Source organism: Mesorhizobium sp. WSM4822 (genome assembly GCF_055811155.1).
In genome coordinates, this window is record NZ_JBVVQM010000005.1 from 362979 (window position 1) to 382041 (window position 19063).

The window sequence follows — 19063 nt, forward strand, 5'->3', positions numbered from 1 at the left end:
ATTGCCGGGCAGTTAATCAACAAGATCAGTTCGGCATTAAACTGGCTGTCGGGGAGCCAGGGCGCCACTTCCAGACGACCTGCTCCACGCGGTCGCCCAGAAAGACTGGCGACCCATCTCATTTGGTTTTGCCAGACTAGCTCAGATAGTCGTTGCGGAAATAGCTCCCGAAATCCGGGCGTTGAGCAACCAGCTTGCCGTCGGCATCACGCAAAATGCCGGACGCGAAGAGATAGCCGCCGATCGCTCCCATCTTGGCCGGATCCATCGTCCCGATGGCGCCGCTTTGGCTGCGCAGATAATGGCCGTCGATCAGCGCCTTCAGTGAGGCGTGGATCAGCGCCGGATTGGTCAACGCATCCTTGTTGGCCGCGATCAGCAGGGCTGCCGCATCTTCGGGGTGATCGACCGCGAACTGGTAGCCGCGCCGCGTCGCCTGGACAAAGGCGGCCGCAGGCTTGGGGTTTGCCTGGAGATAGGCTTCGCTCGAAGAGATCAGTGTCGTGTGCTCGTCAGGCACGCCGTAATCGGCATAGACGAAGCTGCGTTGTTTGACGCCCTTGAGCTCGGCGTCGACACCCTCCCAGGTCGAGACTTCGAGCGTGAAATCGACCGAACCATTGGCCAGCGCCTCATAGGCTGAGGTGCCGAGCGTCACCGTCTCGAAATTGCCCTTGCCGCCATCATGGCGGATGATGGTCGATATCAGGGCGTTTTCCCAGGCGCTGCCGAAGCCGCCATAGGTCAGGCCGTCGAGGTTTCTCGGGCTTACGATCTCGCTGCGGGCCGCATTGAAGACCACGCGGCCGGTTTCCGATTGCACCACCGCATAGACGCCCTTCAGGTCCGCTCCGGCGGTTCTCTGGGTGAACAGGCTGATGGTGCCGTTGATGCCGAAATCGGCGACGCGATTTGCAACCAGCGTGCCCGCACCGGTATCGCTGTAAGGCAGGATGTCGACCTCGAGCCCGGCCTCGCGATAGAAGCCCTTGTCGCGGGCGACGAACAGTCCGATGTGGTTGGTGTTGACAGTCCAGTCGAGGGCAACGGTGACCTTTTGTGCCGATTGTGCTTGGGCTCGCCCCGATCCGGCAACGAGCGGAAGGCCTGTGGCAAGGGTCAGCAACAAGGCCTGCCGGCGCGTCAAGTCAGTCATGATCGTGTCCTTTGGATGGGGTGGCGTTGAGGATGATGTCGAGAATCTCGGCCTCGAGCGTACTTGCCTGGCGCGCGGCATCGCCGCCAAGGCTGCGCGGGCGCGGCAGCGGCACCTTGATTTCACGCACGATGCGGGCCGGGCGCGCCGACAGCAGATAGATGCGGTCGGACAGGAACACGGCTTCGCGCACGTCATGGGTGATCAGGAGCGCCGTCCAGCGATGATGCCGCCACATCTGTTCCAGCCAGCGCTGCATGGCCGTGCGGGTCAGCGCGTCGAGCGCGCCGAACGGCTCGTCGAGCAAAAGCATGTCGCGTTGCTGCACCACCGTGCGCAGCAAGGCCGCGCGCTGGCGCATACCGCCGGACAGTTGCGCTGGAAAATGCCGCTCGAAGCCGGCAAGCCCGAATTCGGCAAACAACGGCGCAACGCGCGCCCGCGCCGCCTGTCTCCTCATGCCTTGCACTTCGAGCCCGAGCGTCGCGTTTTCGAGGATGCGCCGCCACGGCATCAGCGCGTCACGCTGCGGCATGAAGGCGAAATGCCTGCCGTGGTCGTCGAGCGGCGCGCCGTCGAACAACATCTCGCCCTCGCCATGCTCGGCGCCGGTCAGGAGCTGGAAGAGTGTCGATTTGCCGGCGCCCGAGGGTCCAAGGATCGAGACGAATTCACCAGCGCCGACGCTAAGCGAAATATCGGCCAGCACGTCGAGCCCACCGAACGCCTTGCGCACATGCCGCAGTTCGAGCCGGCTCATCGCTAGGCCCCCTTCCCGGCGGTTTCCTTGCCGGCCCGCTCCCAGGGCATCGCAAGGCGCTGCAGCAGTACAGTCAACCCGAACAGGACAAGGGTCAGGGCAGCGCTCACTCCGACGGCGGCAAGAACCAGGTCAGGACGGAAATTGTTCTTGGCGTTGAGCATGTAGATGCCCAGCCCCTTCGCGGCCCCCGCATATTCGGCGAAGATCGCGCCGACCACGGCGTAGGTGATGGAGATCCTCAAACCAGCGAAGAAATAGGGCAGCGCCGAAGGCAGCCGTGCCAGCATGAAGATGCGCCAGCGCCCTGCTCCCATGGCGCGCAGCATTTGCCCGATCTCGGCCTCGGTCGACTCATAACCCTCGACTAATGCAACCAGCATCGGAAAGAAGGTAACCAGCGCCACCAGCATGATCTTGGGCGCCAGCCCGAAGCCGAACCAGAGCACCACCAGCGGCGCGATCGCCACCAGCGGCAAGGTCTGGCTGACGATTAAGACAGGAAACAGCGCACGCCGCAGCGGCTGGAAGAAGTCGACCAGCATCGACAGCACGAAGGCAGCGCTGAGCGAACAGGAGAAGCCGAGCAGCGTGGCGCCGATGGTCGGAATGGCGTTGTCGGCCAGCGCCTGGCGATTGAGCAGCGCTTGCTCGAAAACGCGCGACGGCGCCGGCAGTGTCGTCGGCCTGATGCCGGAATAGGTGGCATAAAGCTCCCACGCCAGCAGGAGCAAACCGACCGAGATCATGGCCGGCATTGCCTTGACAAGAAGGCTCGCGATCGGGCGCGAAGCGACTGATGATGTGGCCACGGGAGACAACCTTTGACGGCAGCGCGAAAGCGCGGCTGGCTCAGACAGCCGACGGGCTGTTGGCCGAGACCGTGACGTCGAGGGTTACGTGGCCGGCGCCTGGTCCGAAGCGGCAGAAGGCCTCGTCCAGCGCCGAAAAGATCGCACCGGCATCACCGCGCAGTTTCGTGCAGAAATGCTTGGAACGCTCATAGACGCCGGACTGCTTGAGAAAATCGATGCAGCCGTAGATCTCGTCCATGTGGTCGTCGGTGCCCATCACATAGAGCGAGAACTGCGCCGCCGCCGACTGGCCGGTGGCAGCAGCATTGCGCACCGCCGCGATGGCCGCATCCTTGCGCGGGCCGAGTGGCCCGACAGGCCCGCCAAGTGCATCGGAGCGGCAGATCGGGTCATCCGGCTCGCCAGGGCACCCGCGCGAGATGGCGGCCGACAACACGCAATGTTTGCCGCTGCGTGCCGCCGCCACGAAGAGGTCGCGCATGGCGGGAAACAGCACTTCGGGCGGCCCGACCAGCAAGGTCGAGATGTCGTCGGTCTCGATCCTGAGCTTGTCGCGCCAGGGATCGAGCGCACCGAGCGCGCCAAGAATGACACCGACGAATTCGTCGGTCATGGGGTATAGGGAAATCTGTGCGCCTGAAAACATCGCCCGCCTCGCTCCGCTGGTATTACCCAGATCAGCTTCTAGGGTCTGTGGGCTTGCCGCCCCCGTCTCAGCCCCGACCGTACGGAGCACCCCTGTGGATGTGCGCCTTAAAGCATCATTCGAGTTCAAGGGAAAGCCGTTTTTTCAGAGCACTGCGCCAAAAGCATTGCGCCAGTCACGGTGCGCCTGAGCGGAATTTTGTCGGGAACCTTCGCCGCCGCGACCGGTTGTCCCCACAGTCGCAACGCGATCACTTTCGTAGAAAACAAGCGACGACTTCACAGAAATGGAGACAAACCATGTTCATGAAAATCCTCGCAGCTTCCGTTCTCACCATTGGTCTGGCCACGTCAGCCATGGCGCAAAGCGCCGGCAGCAACAACGCAAATGGAAGCGGCAGCGGCAAATCGGTGACGGTTGAGCCGAACACGCCGGCTTCACCGAATACGGTCGAGCCGGACACTGTCGACCCGGGCACGACCAACAGCACGACTGGCACGGTAGGGGACATGAATTCGAACGCGGATCAGAATTGCCCGACCAACCCGCAAGGCGCACAGACGGACGCCGATGGTAACGCGACGGCGCCAACGGTAAACGATAATAATTGTGGCAAGTAACCGCACACAGATGAAGCCGCTGGGCATCGCCCAGCGGCTTCATCCGTTTCTCTGGTCCGCAGCACTCGTTTTGCCGAACAGCCGGATTTGTGGAGCGGGTTTTCCGGCGGGCGGGCGCAAAAACAGGTGTTTTGAATTGAGCAGCCGTTTGAGCACTCTACCGTAGGTAAAATACAGGACCCGACCGTTGGCGAGATCGAATTCCACTGTTCCCCACCGCCTGACCGGAGCCTTTCCTGTGCAAGGCCCCAGCCTTCTGATCTGGAATCCCAGTCTGACTTTGCGCGTTCCGATTTCAAGATAGATGCCTGGCAGAAGGCCGAGCACATGCCATAGCCGTACAACATGCTCGACCGACATGGCCGGCGAGATTATCAGGTGGCTGGGCTGAAGCCGTGCCCAGACGAAGTCGCCTTTCGGCTGCGGCATTCCTGACAACAGCCCCCGGCAGTAGGCCGGCACCGCCTCGCTCACCAGAATCCGCATAGCGGTTGCCGTGCTGTCGGCCAAGGCTTCTCTCGAGGTCCAGTCAGCTTCGGAAAACGGCACCTGCCCGAGAATGTCACCCTCGTCAAAACCGGCGGACATCTTGTGGAGCGTGACGCCGCCATGAGCCGCACACCGGCCGTCCACGGCCAAGCGCTGGGTCGGATGTGGCCCTCGATAGTCGGGGAGCAGCGCCGGGTGGAGGTTGACCCCGCCTTTGGAAAAATGGCCAAGAACCTCTTGAGGGATCAAGACAGGCAAAGTGTAGCAGACCAGCACATCGGCGCGGAGGTCAGACAATTGGCGACCAAGCGCATTCCAATCGTAAGGGCGGCCAAATTCGATCAACTTGACAGGCGTGTTACCGACAAACCGCCTGAGCAGCAGCTTGCGTTGAAGCCTTCGTCGGAAATTGCCGATGCTGAAACCGGTGGGACGACGCCGGAACCCGGGCACGATGATCGCGCCAATTGCATTTCCAGCCTCTAGCCAGCCGGCGAGCAGAGGCCCCGTATGGTTAGAGATATCGAGGACAAAAACGGCTGTGATCGGCTCCGAGTGATCGGTCGATTCGATCGGCCTCATCTTCGGCGGCTCAAACGGGCCGACAGATCAGGGCGAGCTTGTCAGGTCGGCTGAGTGGAAGGCGATGCCAAGGCAGTGACAACCGAAAGACGCTCGCGTTTTACAAACACTGGCTTTTCGTAGATTTTCTTCACGGCCCGTCTCCCGAAATCAACTCTTCCTGCGCAATTGGACCGCGATACGGCAGGCTGTCAACCACCTGACCGTGTTTGCCTACCGCATCCGCATTCGCCGTTGACGAAGGCGTTCGAAGAGCGCTCGGACGTTGTGAAAGCTCAATGGCCGACGCGACACGGTGCGCTGACTGAAAGGGGTTTGGATGCGATGACCTGCTCGACGACACCGTCGAGCAGCAATGCAGGGCAAATCGCAGTTGCGAATCTACGAAACCGCCGTCTCGCGAACCGGCAGCTTCCAGCCTGGCCTGACGAAGTGGCAGGTGTATCCGTTGGGATATTTCTCCAGATAATCCTGATGCTCGGGCTCGGCTTCCCAGAACGGACCAACGGGTGCGACCTCGGTGACGACCCTGCCCGGCCACAGGCCCGAGGCATCGACATCGGCGATGGTGTCCTCGGCGACGCGCTTCTGTTCGTCGCTGGTGTAATAGATCGCCGAGCGATAACTCGTCCCGACATCGTTGCCCTGGCGGTTGCGGGTCGTCGGATCGTGGATCTGGAAAAAGCGTTCCAGCAGCGTGCGATAGCTTGTGATGGCCGGATCGAAATTGATCTCGATGGCTTCGGCGTGGGTGCCGTGGTTGCGGTAGGTGGCGTTGGGCACGTCGCCGCCGCTGTAGCCGACACGGGTGGAGATGACGCCGGGATAGCGCCGTATCAAATCCTGCATGCCCCAGAAACAGCCGCCGGCAAGGACTGCACGTTCGGTCGAAGTCGCCATGTCACGTCTCCTCAAAAGCAATTCCAGGAAAAGTGTGTAGCGGTTTTCCGTCTGGAATTGCGTGAAAGCAAGTGGTCTCGCCATAAATGGGCATTGTCACCTGCTTCGTCCAGCGGACGCGGTGGATCTACCTCAATTGCTCGGTTGGGCGAGGCTGTCGATCAAACCCGGTAGCTTCATGCCAGGCGGAATGGCGGCAAAGCTGATCGCCACCGGTGGTGCCCTGAGCGACCAGTCGAAAAGAACGGTCTTGACCGGGATGTTTCCCAGCCACGCCAGCAGCCGAGGTGGCACGCCGCTCCCGGGCCAGACCAGAAGCATACCGTGATCGCGCAGCCGCTGGCTGGTGATCCAGGGGGCGAGCCGCATGTCGAGGTCTGTGAAGATCGACGGCTTGTCATAGGCGTTGAGGCCCGCCAGCAACGCGATACGGGTATCGCCGCCGACGATGTCGAGCCGACCGGGCACCGCCGCGTGCCAGACCGCCTCGGCTTCGTCCGAAATCTGCCGCGCTGGCCAGCAGACGGCATCCATGCGCCCGCGCAAATTGCAACTCGTCCAGCGGATGCCCGCATAGGCACCGGACATGCCGAGGATGCAGGCGAACGCGCAGATCGCCAGCCGTCGCAGTTCGACGGCGCCAAGCCGATGACCCAGCAAGGCGATCGCCACAACGCCGACCAGATTGTACATCGGCGCGCCCCACGCCTCGCCGGCGCCGGTAAACAGCGAGGCCACCATGACAAGCACCGCCGGACCAAGCCCCATCCACACGAGATAGGCCAGCGCGCCGCGCTCAATGGGCTGTTCCGGCGCGGGCGAACGCCGCAACAGCCCCGATATCGACAGCACCAGCAATAGGCCGCAGAGCCCCGCCATTTGGACACCGATATAGTAAAGGCGGGCGCGGTGGACCAGCACCCATTCATCGCGGCCGGCGACATAGGTCAGCGGCAGGAAATCGATTCGGTAGAGCTGGATGGCCAGTGGCGCGGCAACGGCGAGGAAAACCGCGAGCCCAAGCCAGGGCCAGGGCGTGGCGAGCCGATTGCGTGCCCGCGTGTCCGACAACAGCCAGATCGCCCCGAAGAGCAACAGCAGCCCGGTGGAAAACTTGGCATAGAGCCCGACGCCCGACACCAATCCGAGCGCCAGCCACCAGCCCGGCCCACCGCTACGGCCCGCACGCCACAGCAGCCAGCAGATTGCGGCCCAGAAGGGCATCTGCGCGTAATCATGATTGAACTGCGGTGTCGGCCAGCCGAAGAAATACAATGACGGCATCAAAAGCACGGCGGCCAGCGCGCGGGTTCTCCCGAGCATGTCGCGGGCCAGCAGGTAGACGAAGACGAAGGTCGCCGAGACGACAAGCTGGGCGAGCAGATATTGCGGCCAGCGGAACGATCCGGTCAGAAGATGGCTGATCTCGAGCAGCCAGCCGGGGAGCTGCGGATGCTTATAGGTCAAAAGCACCCATTCGCGGCCCCACATGAAGCTCTCGACGACATCGCCGGGCGGGGCGGCATCGACAAGCGCCGGCACCACGGTCCAGCACAGGATCTGCGTCAGGCATAAAAGCGCCAGGGCGGCTTCTGGATAGCGCGTCAGCCCCGGCCAGATCGACGACTGCCACCAGTCGCCTGGAACAGAACTGCCGACCGGCAGCCAACCGTTCATGGGTTCGTCGATTCGCGTCATGCGGTGGATAAATCACACCGGACGGTTTTACGAACAGCCCAGAACTTGAAGCTTACGAAAATGTATACTTGGCCGACCATGGCAAAACCAAGATTGAGGCAGAGTTTCGCGCCACCATGCCGCCTCTCCCGTCATCACATGCCAGCAAGACAACAATGGAACACGCCATCCCGCAGCACCCTGAACATGCCGGGCATGGCGCCTTGGGCGTGATCGCGGCAGGCGTCGCCTACGCCTGACCGGTTACCGTCCCCAAAAAGCATCCAGGATTTGAAAAATGCGCCACCACCATGCCGTCATTCACTACCGCGCGCTCGATTTCTGGATGGCCCGGGCGGCCGTTCTCGTCATCATCTGCCTGCAGCTTCTGGTCATCAACAATCTCTCATTCGGGCCGCGCTGGGTGGCGCCCGCGCTGGAGGCGGCCCTGCTGCTGCCCTTGTCGGTGGCCACCGCCTGGACGCAGGCCGCCACCCGAAAGGCGGTCGAGGACCACGAGTGGCATGCGATCGGCCAGTTTCGGGTCATGATCCGCAGAACAGCCCTGACCATGACCGCCATCATCAGCATCATCAATTGCGGTTCGCTGGTCCTGCTGGTGCGTGCCTTGCTGGAGGGCCATGCCGGCAGTAGCGGTACGACGCTGCTGATCGACGCGCTCAACATCTGGGTCACCAACGTCATCGTTTTTGCCTTGTGGTTCTGGAGCACCGACCGCGGCGGTCCGCCGACCTGCGGCCTCGTCAAGCTCGCACAGGCCGATTTCCTGTTCGCGCAGATGACGTTGAACGACCGTGAGCTTCGAGATTGGCTGCCCGGCTTCGTCGATTATTTCTTCCTCGCCTTCACCAATGCGACCGCATTTTCGCCGACCGATACCTTGCCACTCTCCCAGCGCGCCAAGCTGCTGATGATGGCCGAGGCCATGATCTCGCTGCTGACCATCGCGCTGGTCGCGGCACGCGCGGTCAACATTCTGGCTTGATCAGGCCAAAACGCAAAAATGGCCCGCCCGGCGAACCGGAACGGGCTATTTTGGGTTGTCTTCGATGGTTCGATGCCGCGGGAAACGTGCCTCGGCAATTCCGCCAAGCAATCGCCGCCGCACCAGCTATTCGTCCCGGGCGCGGCTGACTCTCCGCACCACGAACTCGAACAGGACGTCCGAAATCCACATGGCGCAGACGCCGATCAGGAAGGCGGCCGCCAGCGTGGTGGTGTCGTCGGCGGGATCGGGCATCGGCAGGCCGGCGATCCTGGCGTAGGAAACCGCCGGCAGCGTCAGATAGGCCGCCGCAAGCGCGCCGCAGATCGGCGAGGCCACCATTTCGCGCAGCTTGTAGCGATGCCGCGACAGCGCGCGCAGAACGCCGCCGGCGAGGCCCGCCGCCACGACCGGTCCCTTGATGCCGAGCAGGTCGAAAAGATCGTTCATCATGGCCTCCAGCCGCAAAGCTTCTGGCCCTTTTCGTTGTGAGCCAGGATCGCCGCCACCGACGCGTCGGAAAGGGTCGCCGCCTCCGCCCTTGTCGGCCGGAGGGGATGCCCGGCCGCGCAGAACGACCCGCCTGATGTGGTGCAGGCGGCCAGCAGGAGCGAGAGCGCTATGATTTTGACCATCTGGCCAGCCTCCCTCTGTTGTCGTCCGGCGTCCGGCCGGCGACGGCATCGTCGATCTTCTGGGCTTCGGTGCGCGCCGCGGCGTCGGCGGCATCCTGCCTGGCCTTCTGGCTGGCCTTGCCCTTGGCATAGGCCGTCCAGACACCGGCAAGCGCGGCGCCAATTGCCAGAAGATACGGCCAGGCCTGGCCAAGCAGCGCGAGGGTGAGTGTTCCCATCTCATGTCTCCTTGGCCGGCGGCGCGACCATGCCGCGCGGCCCGTCACGCACCGCGTTGATGATGATCTTGGCAAGGGCAATGGCGCCGCTGATCTGAAGCGCGGTGCGGTCGCTCACCCCGAGCAGCGTCCAGTCGAAGCCGGCGAGCGCGCCGCCGCAGATGATGGCGATCAGCGTGCTGAGGAGATTGTGCAGCGCATTGGTGTTGAACCATCTCATCGAAACAGGCTCCCGAAAAGAGCGGCGACCTGATGCCGGAAGGCAGCGAGCGCTCCGGCCAGGAGAACGAGGATGCCGGCCGCGGCAGCCGCCTTGCCGCCGGGCGCCGGCGGCACGGGCTGGATCGACGACGCCCCATTGGGCGATGTTTCGACCCTGGGCGGCGGCGACGCGGTCACCGGCGCCGCGGGGCGCTGCGCCGACATCAGCAGGGCCTGAACCCGCACCGACCTGACCCGATCGGACCAGCCGCGACCGAATGTTGCCCATGTCGGCAACCGCTTGAGGAACGCCAGCCGCGCATCGCAAAGCGCATCGATGGTCACACCGGCCGGCTTTGCCTTGGCCGCCGCGACGGTGACCGGTCCGATCCGCCCGTCCTGCGCAACGCCGACGGCCGCCTGCAAATATATGGCCGCCCGGCCAGGCCCGCTGTTGACGGCGAAATCGAACACAGCGTGGTCGACGCCATCGGGCAATTCGGCGCCGAGCACAGCGTCCCAGTAGAAGCGGCGATAGACGGTGGCGACCTGCGCGTCGCTGATCGCACGCAGATCCGCCTTCGTCGCGTCGGCCTTCACATAACGACGGAAGCTGGCAAGCGTCACGCCCTTCATGGTGGCGCCGCCGGGATCAGCCGGATTGTCCGACCACCCGCCTTCCGATTTGAGAACAAGCGCAAGCGCCCGCGCGAAGTTGCGGTCCATGGTGGTTTTCCTTCTTCGGATGATTTGGCTATGGTCGGCGCCGGGGAGCGGGCTGATGGATGATGAGCGACGCAAAGACCTAGTGATACTCGCCGCGCCGTGGGCTAAGCACAACGCTAAGTTTCGTGCGAACGCAGCGGCGAAGGCTGGCGAAATCAGAACCCACGACGGCGGGCTCTTGCTTCCCTACGACGGCGGGTGGGAAGTCATTCGACCCGGCGACAGCAACGCGGAAACTGGCTGACACAACCCGAGCGCCCGCCGTCCCTGCCGGCTTACGGGACGGGGAACGTCCCATTGCTCTCAGACTGTCTGGTTTGTCTGGTTTGTCTGGTTTGTCTGGTTTGTCTGGTTTGTCTGGAACAGGTACGACCCTCTGAGGCTGCATACCCATGCCGAGCGGCGCAGCCTACATAAGGTTGACGATGGCGCTCGCACTATTTGGCCCTTGGTAGCGAGCCGCGACGGTTCTTCGGTTGGTTGCGAAAATTCCGGCAATTCTTGCGGAACGGCTATAGCCGATGGCCGATGAACCGGCCTGCGAAGAAGGGTTGGCGAGATCGTCTTTACCCGACGCGCCGCAAGAACGGATAGTTCCCGGGATCAAGCATTGATCTCAGCCCCCAGCGAGGCAAAGTTATTCGGGAACACAGGGTCACGACCACCACCGGCAGCAGCAGCATCGGCATCATCGCCACTCGATTGTAATAAGGCAGGCCGCTCGCTGCCATGTAGATCACGGTCATGACAATGCAGTATTTAGCCAAGCGCGCATCCGATTGCTTCTCGGCCTTGTGAAGCAGCAGGACGCTCACGACGCACTGAAACAGTGAGTAGTAGAAGAACAGCGCCTTGTAGCCCACCTGATAAGTCAAGAACGCGTCGGTTGAGTACTGGGTGTAAAGCCCAGTCCATAAGAGGATCGGGGTGACGATCATCCCAGATAGAACAGTGATGTAATCGGTGACATAGCCGACGAACGTCAGGACAACGACCGCGACAAACAGCTTGCCGGACCTCGGCAAGAAGTCGGTGAGGATGTACACGCTCACGAACAATGCGGCGCTGTAATGGCTACCTATAGCGAGCGCCGCGAAGAGGACGGCCCAACGTTTTTGCTGATAATTCACCGCGCGAAAAAAGGTGAGAATGAATATCAGCGAAAACCCTTGCCTTAGCGTGTTTTGCCCGAGCTGTTCAAACCATGGCAGCATGATGAAGGCCACGGTAGCTAGTGCGCCAAGAAGCACATTGTTGCACTGCCGGGAGGCATAGAAGAAATAGGCTGCGATCATCATCATGCTGTTTGCCAGCATACTGTCGGAGAGCGAAAATCCCAGGTTTGCATACAGCCAGTGCATTGCTAGGAACACGCGCTCGTGCGCTACAGATGTCATATAGAGGACAAAGCCAGTTCGCGTCGCATAGGAGAAACCACGCGAATAGCTGACGATGTCACCATCGGCTGTGTATGCCACGTAATTGGCATAGTCAGTCCTCGAAACCGCAAATAGCATCACTGGCACTAAGCAGGCCAGTGCCGGGAACCAATTCTGGCGAACGGGCCGCATTCGAAGGACTCTCTCGTATAACGATGGCTGCAACCATTGCTCAACTCTTGCAATTTAATCAATGCCCACGGCGGCCGGCTGCCCAAAAACCGGCAACAGCCCCGGCGCCGCGTCGATACGCGTTATTGACGTTCTTTGCTTGGCTAGCCGCTCCTTGATATGGGTCTGCGCTCGTGCTGCTGGCGAGGATGGACCATGATCGAAAGAGGCGCCAAGGACAAAGACGCCCCATTCGATGAAGAAGCTGAGCTTCAGATCATGACCAACGAGAAGGTATGGTTGGCGATCATCGTGCTTGGCCCGACCGCAACCTATTTCGTCTACCTGTGGATCGTCCTGCTGTTCAGCGCGCTTCGGTAGCCGATCAATACTCGATATAGTCGACCGTCACGCCAAGCCCGGACAGAGCGACCCCGGACCCGGCAGAGTTGGAGTTGAGGATCAACACGTCCCCAGGCTCCAGATATGCGCCGGCCGGGCTCGCAGTGACCCCGGCATCTCGCGACACAAAGGCAGTGAACCCGGTTGCGGTCGTGTCGATTGTCGCAGCGTTCGCAGATGAGCCCGCCCGATACCGCCGCAGGATGAGGTTCCGGTAGTTGGAGCCGCTTGCGGCAACGTCGGCGAGCACCTGATAGCTGGCCCGGGCGACAAGGCACCGACGCCGCGCGACGAACACGCACTTGTTCACGGTGCCGGTCGCCGAGTAGTCGCCCGCGATCGCCGTGATGCTCTCGCCGAACGTGTGCTTCTGCGCATCCCCTTGAAAAGTGACGGTGCCCCTGACGCGGTTGTTTTTGCCCCACCGGATGGAGTAGGGGTGGAGGAGATATTCCCACCTTACCAGCCCCTCAATGGTACGCCAGACAGCCGTGCCGTCGGCAATCCGCTGGTCGGTTCCGCTCGGGCCACCCGACGCCGCAGAGGTGCCGGCAGTCATGCAGATAAAGTAGGCACTCCCATTCCTCCGCACAGCATCAACCGCATAAGGTGTAAAGGCAGCCCACGCGGCAATGGATGCGCTGCCATCGTCAGTCACGGACAGTGCCGTCCCGGTTGGTCCCCCGCTGCTTGCCGAACGGCCCTCGGTGGTCGCACGGTAGAAATTTCCCCCGTTCGTCACCATGGCGTTGCGCTTGTAGATCGTGTCGGCAGCCCACGAGGCAATTGCGGTGCTGTCCCCATTGAGGTTCACGCTGCCCTCAATGTCGCACTCATCGACGGTAGCGCAACCCGCTCGCTGGTGTAGCGCGGTGATGACAAGGTCAGCCTGGGTTGATCCTGAAGTGTTGTTGCCCCGAGTGATAAGGCGACGCACTTTTACGCTCGATGGGGATTGAATACTGATGCCACCTTTATCGGAAGCCTCGATGCGCATTCCATCGATGTCGATATCAAGGTCTGACCATCCTATCTGATCGGCGTTGGCTACGCTTGAAAAGCAAGTAAAGGCGTGGTTGAAACCGCAGATCGCACGATAGGACGTTATGTCCTTGAGCTTCAGGTTGACGGCTTCGCGGATCCAGAAATACCCATGATCATCAAGCGTGATGTTCTGTAGCGTGATGTCCTGCACCGGACCCGTGCCTGCATGGCCGCCAGCCGCCCAATCCCACCCGATGTAGAAGGCAGGGGCCGTGGTCGAGCCGATGGCCGAGCCGCTGATGTTGGACAAAATAATGCGCTTGCTGACCTGAAAATTTCTGACAGCAGTACCGGCCACGTACTCTGCAAAAGTATCTGGCGTCGTCGTCTTGTAGTTGATGGTCGCGATGTTGCCGGTGTTGTGGACCGAGAAATCGCCGATCGACGCATCGATCTGGTCGTTGATATCTATGCACTGGTTAACGCGCGCGACCGATTTAAAGACCCCGCCTCGGATCACGACAAGCTGGCTTGTGCCGTCGAGATCGATCGCCTCCGAGAAGTCCTCGAAAATGAAGTTGGTCATCACGAAGCTGTCGACATAGCGGACATTGAATCCGCCTGTCATTTTCTGGTGACGATGGCCGTTCACCTGCACGTTCTTGCTGTTCTGAATGTGGGTATAATAGCCGCGACGGCCGCCACTCGACTCGGCCTTGGTGTTGATAAACCGCAGACCATCAACGCCCACGGCGTAAAGGAAACGCTGGTTGCTGTTCGTCGCGTCGCCGTCATTGTTGGAATCGAAGGTGACGCCGTCGAACGCGATATTCTTGCGTGCGCCGACTGTCATATTTTTGTCGGTCGAGAAGACCGGTTGAATGTCGGTAGCGACAACACTTGCCCGGCTCACGCCATGCAGCACTGCTTCATGTCCGCTGAAGGTAACATTGTCGGCGGTCAGTGCCACCGCGCGATAGACATTGGCAGTGGTGTTGCCGAGCGTGAATGGCGAGACCGAGCCGGGCACCATCTTGTAGATGCCGGACGGAAACTCTACGCCGCCCGAACCCAGATTGTGCGCGGTCTGCACGGCTGCGGCATCATCAGTCGAGTTGTTTTTCCGGGCACCCTTCTGCGAAGCCGTCGGCGTGTCAGAGAGCGTGTATCCGACGACCGTCACGCCATCGTGCAAGGTGATCACGAGGTCGCCGGTCGTCGTGCCATTTTTGCGATAGACGCCGCCGCTGCCTGCCACCTGGTTGCCGTCGTAGAATGCCGTGCGGATGTAGTCGGGCGCGACATCCGGCGAGAATGCTTCAGCCGTCGCTTTGGTAGCGAACTGAGGATCCATGACGGTCGTCATAGCGCCCGTTACGAGATCGAGAATTTCCTGTGCCGCCTCCTGAAGATCGCCGACGGCGTCGTCGGAGAGATAGAAGCTGATCACGATATTGTCGGTCCCGATCACCGGGTTATCGGTCTGAAAAGCGTAGACCTTGCTGGAGTTCGCGTTGCCCTCCTGGACATGCACCGTCGTTCCCTTCTGCATGGTGCGCCCGGTGCGGGCATCGGCAGCGCGGAACCATCGGCCTTCGCTTACCGTATAGATACCGTTTTGCGTCAGGTCGGCCTGGTCCTTGACCAGCACGCGGTCGCCCACCTCCGTCGCCACCCCGTCGATGGTCTGAAGGCCGGAAAGCGCAATGCTGGCGGTCGTCGCCAGGCGAACAGGTTCGCGCTCGCCGGTCAGAAGGCGAACGGCGGCGGCTGAAGATCGGGCCATGCTGGCGTGCTCCATGAAAAAAGCCCCGCGAAGCGAGGCTGAAAGAGATTTTGGTCTTGAGATAGAGGGGGGCCTTTGGATCAGCCGGCAGATATCAACTGCAATTGTGATGGCATTGGCAGCGTCGAACTTCCATGCAGCATCAAACCTCCTGAAGCCGCACAACGGCGTTCCAGCCATAGGTCTTTGCCGCGACGCCGGTAACGGTCACCTCAATTCCGGAAGCCCCCACGGCGACGGAGGCGTCGAGCGATGCGGCGTCGGTCGCATATTCGCCGATCACCGTTTTGGTGATAGCACCTTCGACCGCCAGGGTACCGCCTGTGTTGCGGATCACGCCGGCGAACACATAGCCGGCGCTGGTCGACGACGAACCATCCGTGCGGCGGGCAGCGACATCGACGGTGAACTTCGCGCCTTGCCCTGGCCTGATCGGAACAAAGCTGTTTCCGGCTTCGAAGACCATAAGAACGGGCGTTGCGTCCGGCGTCGATTTATAGCCCTTGAAAAGATCGCCGCCCCGGTTTCCTTCAATCAGCGCCATGTGCGATCCGTCATCGGTTGGCTTGCCCGTCGCCGTACCGGAGTAGATGTTGCCCCGCACCTCGACGTTTGGCGAGGATCCGCTGATTTTCACATCGTTGACGACGCTGCCGGTCGTCGCCTTGAAAAGGCCACCCGTCGCCCTCTGCCGTTCGCCCGATAATGTCGACAGGGCGACATAGGACGATCGCGCATCCGCGATGCCTGCATGGGTTTGCGACATGTCGCCGTTCAATCGAACGCCAATGGACGCCGCCGCGCCGCCCATGTCGACAAGCGTGTCGGCCGACACAATGGTTTCATCCGCCGCGCTGAAGACGCCGTAGGCATTGGCCTGGGTAAACCCAAAGATGCGGCCGGCACCAATCCTGACGCCACGCGAGATCTGTTGCCCGGCCGGGGTTTCGATATAGATCCCCTGATGCGTCGCCTGGATGTCGAACGACAGCAGGCGAAGATCTTCGATATGATGACCGGTGCCGGCGCGAATGCCTTGCTGCACGCCTTCCGTCACCAGGCTGCGCACCTCGATATCCTTGGCCCCTCGCAGCACCAGACCATAAAGGCCATCCCTGGACTTGGCACTGATGTGAAGGCGTTTGTACTTCAACACCGATCCGGCGGGCGCAGCGCTGCGGGTGAAGGCGACGGCCGCGCCAAGCTGAACGCCGCCAAGCTGCGTCCAGTCGATATCCACCTCGATATCGCTCACCGGCCAGTCGTCGTCGCTCTCCGCATCGAAACCGTTCAAATAGGCACTCACGCGAGCGCGGCGGACAAACACGTGACTTGTGCCGGAAACCTCGTCGTTGATGGTGACGATGTTGCGCGCCGTGTCGCCCCTGGCGTCGTCGATGTAGACCCAGCTGGAATCGGCAATGCGGTAGTGGTCGCCTTGCGTACCGGTGAGCGTGCCATGCTCGATCGTGACACCTGAAATGCCGCTGATGTTGAAGACGCCAAAGCCGTTCGCAGCCGCGACATGATTCCAGGCGCCGTTGACCTTCGGCGCGATGATGCGGTTGTCGCCCTTCAGGTTGAAAAGGTGCGTGGCGTCCTCGGTACGCTGCAAAAGCGCCCTGTCATCAAACTCGACCGTCAACCCCTGCGGAATGTCGATATTGCCCGCCAGCGAGAATGTGCCAGCCGGGATGATCAGCCTGCCCTGCCCGGCGGCAGAATGGCGTTGACAAACGCGGTCCTGTTGTTACCGGCTGCCGTGTCGGCGCCCGCCGCGCGAATGTTGATCTCCTTCGACCTCGGTGCGTTGACGATGTCGAAGCCGGCTCTTGCTCCACCTTGCAACGTGATCGCCAGACCGCCCCCGCCCGCCGAAATGGTGCCATTCTTCCTGTAGAGGGCTTGGCCGTCGCCGACCTGCGAATAGCCGGCAGTCCTGATATAATCCGGCGCGATCGCCGGTGAGTACGCCTCCGCCGTCGCCTTGGTCGCAAATTGCGGATCGAGCACGGTTGTCATGGCGCCCGTCGCCACATCCGCCGCCGCCTGGGCCTGGTCGATGATGCCTTGCGCGGCTGCCTGGATATCGCCGACGGTATCGTCGGACTGGTAAAACGACAGCACAATGTCGTCGGCACCGATCACGGGGCTCACTGTCTGGAAGGCATAGACGAAATCAGCCGAAGCCGTGCCCTCCTGGACATGCACCGTCGTCCCCTTCTGCATGGTGCGACCCGTGCGCGCATCGGCCGCGCGGTACCAGTAGCCTTCCGACGCCGTATAGATGCCGTTCAGCCTGGCGTCCGCCTGGTCCTTGACCAGCACCCGGTCGCCGGTCGCGGTCTGGACGCCGTCAACCATTTTGAGGCCCTGGATCCAGGCGACGCCGTCGATGACGATCGTCTCCAGGTTCGCGGTCGTCGCCAGGCGCACGGGTTCGCGCTCGCCGGTCAACAGGCGAACGGCGGCGGTTACAGGTCGGGCCATAAGGCTTGCTCCATGAAAAAGCCCCGCGAAAGCGAGGCTGGGAAAAATTGCGGTTCAATTACAGGTCGGCCCGCCCTGCCGACCCCTCATGCAGCAACTCGGTTGCCGCCCGGCCTCAGCCCTACTCACGATGCTCGCGCGGGTACGTGCGGCAGATCAGTGCGGAAGCAACGGCAGAATCTGTTCGTCGAGGAATTTGAGCCGGCTCGCCAGAATCTCGGCGTTGGCGGGATTCGCGTCGACATTGACTGGTATCAATTTCGCTACGGATTTTCCGTGGCGCGCGGTCTCAATCCAGACTTCAAGGGCACCAATATACCCATCCAACGCTTCAAATGGGGTCTTTCCATCGTCGGCTGGCAAATACGTCGGCGGCACATCACCGACGATCACCCATGTCCATGGGTTCACATCTGCTCGGTTGGTCTCTATCTCGAAAAGGAAAATGTAAATTATCCCTTCCGCGCCGTAACCAAGATATTCGCCTTTGATGGCTGATACCCAAGTAAAGAATTCAAGGTATTGGCGCGCCTCGATCCGGGCGGAATCAAGCTTTTCGTCACCGGTGCTGACATCGGCCGGAGGCAGACGTGTGACGCTGTTTAAATCGGGTTTGGCATTGTTGTTTATAACTAACTCCGTCGCCATCCTGCTCAAGGTGAGATGCGCACTTGTGTACCTGGCGGCAGGCCTCGCACCTTCGCGATAATTTGACCATGATGTGCCAATAGACATCCAGATCAGATAATTCGAGGTTCTCAATTGAGTCCTCGCCACCTAGAAACAGCGGTTTCTTACTGCCTATGCATTGCGTATAGGCAGGCTCGGCGCCGCCGGCTTCCCGCCACATTGCGTATCCATCGGACGCCAGCGCAGCATCCTCGTCTTCGATAAGTTCAATATCGTGGAAGGTTCTGATATTGCACGGTATCTGCAGAGCCTCGCCCGTGTCTGGTTCAAACATCACCACCCCGGGCTCGCCTTTCTCCAACCGTCCGGTATCGACAGCAAACACCGTCCCTTGCCAATCGTAGCCGAAGCAGGTGATCCGCCCGGTGAACTCAGGAAAGCCGAGGCCGACTCTGGCATTCCAACGCGCCACATCCTGTGCGCGGACGATCCGGTACAGACCGTGCTTGAATGATCCGCCTCCGAAGTTCATGAGCAGTTCTTTCAAACCCTGGCGCCTTCGAATCCAACGAAGAATCGCCCGCATCCGTTGGCACAGTGCTATCCACCGGAAAGTTTTTTTGGAATGTCTCGAACACCGCGATCTCCAATCGTTACCTTGCTGATTTTAGTTCCATAAGACAGCAGCTTGATTTGCTGTATTATCTGCGACCCAAGACTGGTGTTAACACTGGGATCCAGTGGGCCCATATTCTCCAGTATGTCTCCCCTCCTAGCTGCAAATAAACTC

General features: G+C 61.2%; 23 protein-coding genes and 1 riboswitch. Of the genes, 5 read left to right on the forward strand and 18 right to left on the reverse strand.

All coding sequences use genetic code 11. The annotated features are described in order from the left end of the window. Window positions 1-136: 136 nt before the first annotated feature. The 4 genes from AC0L3E_RS14785 to AC0L3E_RS14800 form a co-directional block, all read right to left on the reverse strand. Window positions 137-1156: an ABC transporter substrate-binding protein gene (locus AC0L3E_RS14785; RefSeq protein ID WP_127268777.1), complete on the reverse strand. Its 1020-nt coding sequence runs from the start codon at window positions 1154-1156 to the stop codon at window positions 137-139. Next, window positions 1149-1916, reverse strand: coding sequence for an ABC transporter ATP-binding protein (locus AC0L3E_RS14790; RefSeq protein WP_128309270.1), 768 nt, complete (start codon window positions 1914-1916; stop codon window positions 1149-1151). The genes AC0L3E_RS14785 and AC0L3E_RS14790 overlap by 8 nt, the downstream gene beginning before the upstream one ends. Window positions 1917-1918: 2 nt before the next feature. Beyond that, window positions 1919-2665, reverse strand: coding sequence for an ABC transporter permease (locus tag AC0L3E_RS14795; protein WP_128309272.1), 747 nt, complete (start codon window positions 2663-2665; stop codon window positions 1919-1921). 103 nt (window positions 2666-2768) lie between these two features. Next, window positions 2769-3377, reverse strand: coding sequence for a YkoF family thiamine/hydroxymethylpyrimidine-binding protein (locus AC0L3E_RS14800; protein WP_127331098.1), 609 nt, complete (start codon window positions 3375-3377; stop codon window positions 2769-2771). Beyond that, a riboswitch (TPP riboswitch) is annotated at window positions 3368-3481 on the reverse strand. (Overlaps the previous gene by 10 nt.) 195 nt (window positions 3482-3676) lie before the next feature. Between AC0L3E_RS14800 and AC0L3E_RS14805 the strand changes: the two genes are divergently transcribed. Continuing rightward, complete coding sequence (locus tag AC0L3E_RS14805) at window positions 3677-3997, forward strand: RodZ family helix-turn-helix domain-containing protein (protein ID WP_127272385.1); 321 nt, start codon at window positions 3677-3679, stop codon at window positions 3995-3997. A gap of 39 nt (window positions 3998-4036) precedes the next feature. Here AC0L3E_RS14805 and AC0L3E_RS14810 read toward each other — a convergent pair whose 3' ends face one another. The 3 genes from AC0L3E_RS14810 to AC0L3E_RS14820 all read right to left on the reverse strand — a co-directional run bounded on the left by AC0L3E_RS14810 (window position 4037) and on the right by AC0L3E_RS14820 (window position 7645). Next, on the reverse strand, window positions 4037-5068 hold the full coding sequence (locus AC0L3E_RS14810) for a formyltransferase family protein (protein ID WP_128309271.1): 1032 nt from the start codon (window positions 5066-5068) through the stop codon (window positions 4037-4039). Between the two features lie 381 nt (window positions 5069-5449). Next, complete coding sequence (gene msrA, locus AC0L3E_RS14815) at window positions 5450-5968, reverse strand: peptide-methionine (S)-S-oxide reductase MsrA (protein ID WP_473605044.1); 519 nt, start codon at window positions 5966-5968, stop codon at window positions 5450-5452. 132 nt (window positions 5969-6100) lie between these two features. Further along, window positions 6101-7645: an ArnT family glycosyltransferase gene (locus tag AC0L3E_RS14820; RefSeq protein WP_127331102.1), complete on the reverse strand. Its 1545-nt coding sequence runs from the start codon at window positions 7643-7645 to the stop codon at window positions 6101-6103. 89 nt (window positions 7646-7734) lie between these two features. Between AC0L3E_RS14820 and AC0L3E_RS14825 the strand changes: the two genes are divergently transcribed. Further along, window positions 7735-7905 (forward strand): hypothetical protein, encoded by a 171-nt coding sequence (locus AC0L3E_RS14825; protein ID WP_164762750.1) that lies wholly within the window; start codon window positions 7735-7737, stop codon window positions 7903-7905. Between the two features lie 38 nt (window positions 7906-7943). Further along, the gene (locus AC0L3E_RS14830; protein WP_127270889.1) at window positions 7944-8651 is read left to right on the forward strand and encodes a hypothetical protein; all 708 of its coding nucleotides are present in this window, start codon (window positions 7944-7946) and stop codon (window positions 8649-8651) included. Between the two features lie 126 nt (window positions 8652-8777). Here AC0L3E_RS14830 and AC0L3E_RS14835 read toward each other — a convergent pair whose 3' ends face one another. Genes AC0L3E_RS14835 through AC0L3E_RS14855 form a run of 5 tightly spaced genes read right to left on the reverse strand, consistent with a single transcriptional unit; the run spans window position 8778 to window position 10431 of the window. Further along, entirely contained in the window at window positions 8778-9101 is a 324-nt protein-coding gene (locus AC0L3E_RS14835) for a hypothetical protein (protein ID WP_127271121.1), read from the reverse strand. Then, window positions 9101-9286 (reverse strand): hypothetical protein, encoded by a 186-nt coding sequence (locus tag AC0L3E_RS14840; RefSeq protein WP_292634578.1) that lies wholly within the window; start codon window positions 9284-9286, stop codon window positions 9101-9103. Before AC0L3E_RS14840 ends, AC0L3E_RS14835 begins: the two co-directional genes overlap by 1 nt. Further along, complete coding sequence (locus tag AC0L3E_RS14845) at window positions 9271-9504, reverse strand: hypothetical protein (RefSeq protein ID WP_127331701.1); 234 nt, start codon at window positions 9502-9504, stop codon at window positions 9271-9273. The genes AC0L3E_RS14840 and AC0L3E_RS14845 overlap by 16 nt, the downstream gene beginning before the upstream one ends. A 1-nt stretch (window position 9505) precedes the next feature. Then, entirely contained in the window at window positions 9506-9724 is a 219-nt protein-coding gene (locus AC0L3E_RS14850) for a hypothetical protein (protein ID WP_473605046.1), read from the reverse strand. Continuing rightward, complete coding sequence (locus tag AC0L3E_RS14855; protein ID WP_128309389.1) at window positions 9721-10431, reverse strand: glycoside hydrolase family 108 protein; 711 nt, start codon at window positions 10429-10431, stop codon at window positions 9721-9723. The genes AC0L3E_RS14850 and AC0L3E_RS14855 overlap by 4 nt, the downstream gene beginning before the upstream one ends. 55 nt (window positions 10432-10486) lie before the next feature. Between AC0L3E_RS14855 and AC0L3E_RS14860 the strand changes: the two genes are divergently transcribed. Continuing rightward, entirely contained in the window at window positions 10487-10675 is a 189-nt protein-coding gene (locus AC0L3E_RS14860; RefSeq protein WP_127320022.1) for a hypothetical protein, read from the forward strand. 322 nt (window positions 10676-10997) lie between these two features. On the opposite strand, the gene AC0L3E_RS14865 is transcribed toward AC0L3E_RS14860, so the two are convergent. Then, on the reverse strand, window positions 10998-12002 hold the full coding sequence (locus AC0L3E_RS14865; RefSeq protein ID WP_256746888.1) for an EpsG family protein: 1005 nt from the start codon (window positions 12000-12002) through the stop codon (window positions 10998-11000). Window positions 12003-12197: 195 nt separating this feature from the next. Here AC0L3E_RS14865 and AC0L3E_RS14870 point away from each other — a divergent pair, with 195 nt between their 5' ends. Beyond that, a complete protein-coding gene (locus AC0L3E_RS14870) occupies window positions 12198-12362 on the forward strand; it encodes a hypothetical protein (protein WP_256746887.1) in 165 nt (54 codons plus the stop codon). Between the two features lie 4 nt (window positions 12363-12366). Here the strand turns inward: AC0L3E_RS14870 and AC0L3E_RS14875 are convergent, their stop codons facing one another. The 5 genes from AC0L3E_RS14875 to AC0L3E_RS14895 all read right to left on the reverse strand — a co-directional run bounded on the left by AC0L3E_RS14875 (window position 12367) and on the right by AC0L3E_RS14895 (window position 18820). Then, window positions 12367-15333: a hypothetical protein gene (locus AC0L3E_RS14875; protein ID WP_473605047.1), complete on the reverse strand. Its 2967-nt coding sequence runs from the start codon at window positions 15331-15333 to the stop codon at window positions 12367-12369. Then, window positions 15296-16768: a hypothetical protein gene (locus AC0L3E_RS14880; RefSeq protein ID WP_473605049.1), complete on the reverse strand. Its 1473-nt coding sequence runs from the start codon at window positions 16766-16768 to the stop codon at window positions 15296-15298. The genes AC0L3E_RS14875 and AC0L3E_RS14880 overlap by 38 nt, the downstream gene beginning before the upstream one ends. Before the next feature lie 83 nt (window positions 16769-16851). Next, complete coding sequence (locus tag AC0L3E_RS14885; RefSeq protein WP_473605050.1) at window positions 16852-17643, reverse strand: hypothetical protein; 792 nt, start codon at window positions 17641-17643, stop codon at window positions 16852-16854. 156 nt (window positions 17644-17799) lie between these two features. Next, window positions 17800-18291 (reverse strand): hypothetical protein, encoded by a 492-nt coding sequence (locus AC0L3E_RS14890; protein ID WP_473605051.1) that lies wholly within the window; start codon window positions 18289-18291, stop codon window positions 17800-17802. After that, the gene (locus tag AC0L3E_RS14895; protein WP_473605052.1) at window positions 18203-18820 is read right to left on the reverse strand and encodes a T6SS immunity protein Tdi1 domain-containing protein; all 618 of its coding nucleotides are present in this window, start codon (window positions 18818-18820) and stop codon (window positions 18203-18205) included. The genes AC0L3E_RS14890 and AC0L3E_RS14895 overlap by 89 nt, the downstream gene beginning before the upstream one ends. Between the last annotated feature and the right edge of the window lie 243 nt (window positions 18821-19063).

What these genes read in the sequence shown, in the direction of transcription:
- AC0L3E_RS14835 (WP_127271121.1), bottom strand. Translation starts at nt 9,101, where the DNA reads ATGAACGATCTTTTCGACCTGCTCGGCATCAAGGGACCGGTCGTGGCG.
- AC0L3E_RS14820 (WP_127331102.1), bottom strand. Translation starts at nt 7,645, where the DNA reads ATGAACGGTTGGCTGCCGGTCGGCAGTTCTGTTCCAGGCGACTGGTGG.
- AC0L3E_RS14860 (WP_127320022.1), top strand. Translation starts at nt 10,487, where the DNA reads ATGGATGATGAGCGACGCAAAGACCTAGTGATACTCGCCGCGCCGTGG.
- AC0L3E_RS14810 (WP_128309271.1), bottom strand. Translation starts at nt 5,068, where the DNA reads ATGAGGCCGATCGAATCGACCGATCACTCGGAGCCGATCACAGCCGTT.
- AC0L3E_RS14845 (WP_127331701.1), bottom strand. Translation starts at nt 9,504, where the DNA reads ATGGGAACACTCACCCTCGCGCTGCTTGGCCAGGCCTGGCCGTATCTT.
- AC0L3E_RS14790 (WP_128309270.1), bottom strand. Translation starts at nt 1,916, where the DNA reads ATGAGCCGGCTCGAACTGCGGCATGTGCGCAAGGCGTTCGGTGGGCTC.
- AC0L3E_RS14840 (WP_292634578.1), bottom strand. Translation starts at nt 9,286, where the DNA reads ATGGTCAAAATCATAGCGCTCTCGCTCCTGCTGGCCGCCTGCACCACA.
- AC0L3E_RS14795 (WP_128309272.1), bottom strand. Translation starts at nt 2,665, where the DNA reads ATGATCTCGGTCGGTTTGCTCCTGCTGGCGTGGGAGCTTTATGCCACC.
- AC0L3E_RS14805 (WP_127272385.1), top strand. Translation starts at nt 3,677, where the DNA reads ATGTTCATGAAAATCCTCGCAGCTTCCGTTCTCACCATTGGTCTGGCC.
- AC0L3E_RS14885 (WP_473605050.1), bottom strand. Translation starts at nt 17,643, where the DNA reads ATGGCCCGACCTGTAACCGCCGCCGTTCGCCTGTTGACCGGCGAGCGC.
- AC0L3E_RS14855 (WP_128309389.1), bottom strand. Translation starts at nt 10,431, where the DNA reads ATGGACCGCAACTTCGCGCGGGCGCTTGCGCTTGTTCTCAAATCGGAA.
- AC0L3E_RS14865 (WP_256746888.1), bottom strand. Translation starts at nt 12,002, where the DNA reads ATGCGGCCCGTTCGCCAGAATTGGTTCCCGGCACTGGCCTGCTTAGTG.
- AC0L3E_RS14875 (WP_473605047.1), bottom strand. Translation starts at nt 15,333, where the DNA reads ATGGCTGGAACGCCGTTGTGCGGCTTCAGGAGGTTTGATGCTGCATGG.
- AC0L3E_RS14870 (WP_256746887.1), top strand. Translation starts at nt 12,198, where the DNA reads ATGATCGAAAGAGGCGCCAAGGACAAAGACGCCCCATTCGATGAAGAA.
- msrA (WP_473605044.1), bottom strand. Translation starts at nt 5,968, where the DNA reads ATGGCGACTTCGACCGAACGTGCAGTCCTTGCCGGCGGCTGTTTCTGG.
- AC0L3E_RS14850 (WP_473605046.1), bottom strand. Translation starts at nt 9,724, where the DNA reads ATGAGATGGTTCAACACCAATGCGCTGCACAATCTCCTCAGCACGCTG.
- AC0L3E_RS14890 (WP_473605051.1), bottom strand. Translation starts at nt 18,291, where the DNA reads ATGGCGACGGAGTTAGTTATAAACAACAATGCCAAACCCGATTTAAAC.
- AC0L3E_RS14800 (WP_127331098.1), bottom strand. Translation starts at nt 3,377, where the DNA reads ATGTTTTCAGGCGCACAGATTTCCCTATACCCCATGACCGACGAATTC.
- AC0L3E_RS14830 (WP_127270889.1), top strand. Translation starts at nt 7,944, where the DNA reads ATGCGCCACCACCATGCCGTCATTCACTACCGCGCGCTCGATTTCTGG.
- AC0L3E_RS14785 (WP_127268777.1), bottom strand. Translation starts at nt 1,156, where the DNA reads ATGACTGACTTGACGCGCCGGCAGGCCTTGTTGCTGACCCTTGCCACA.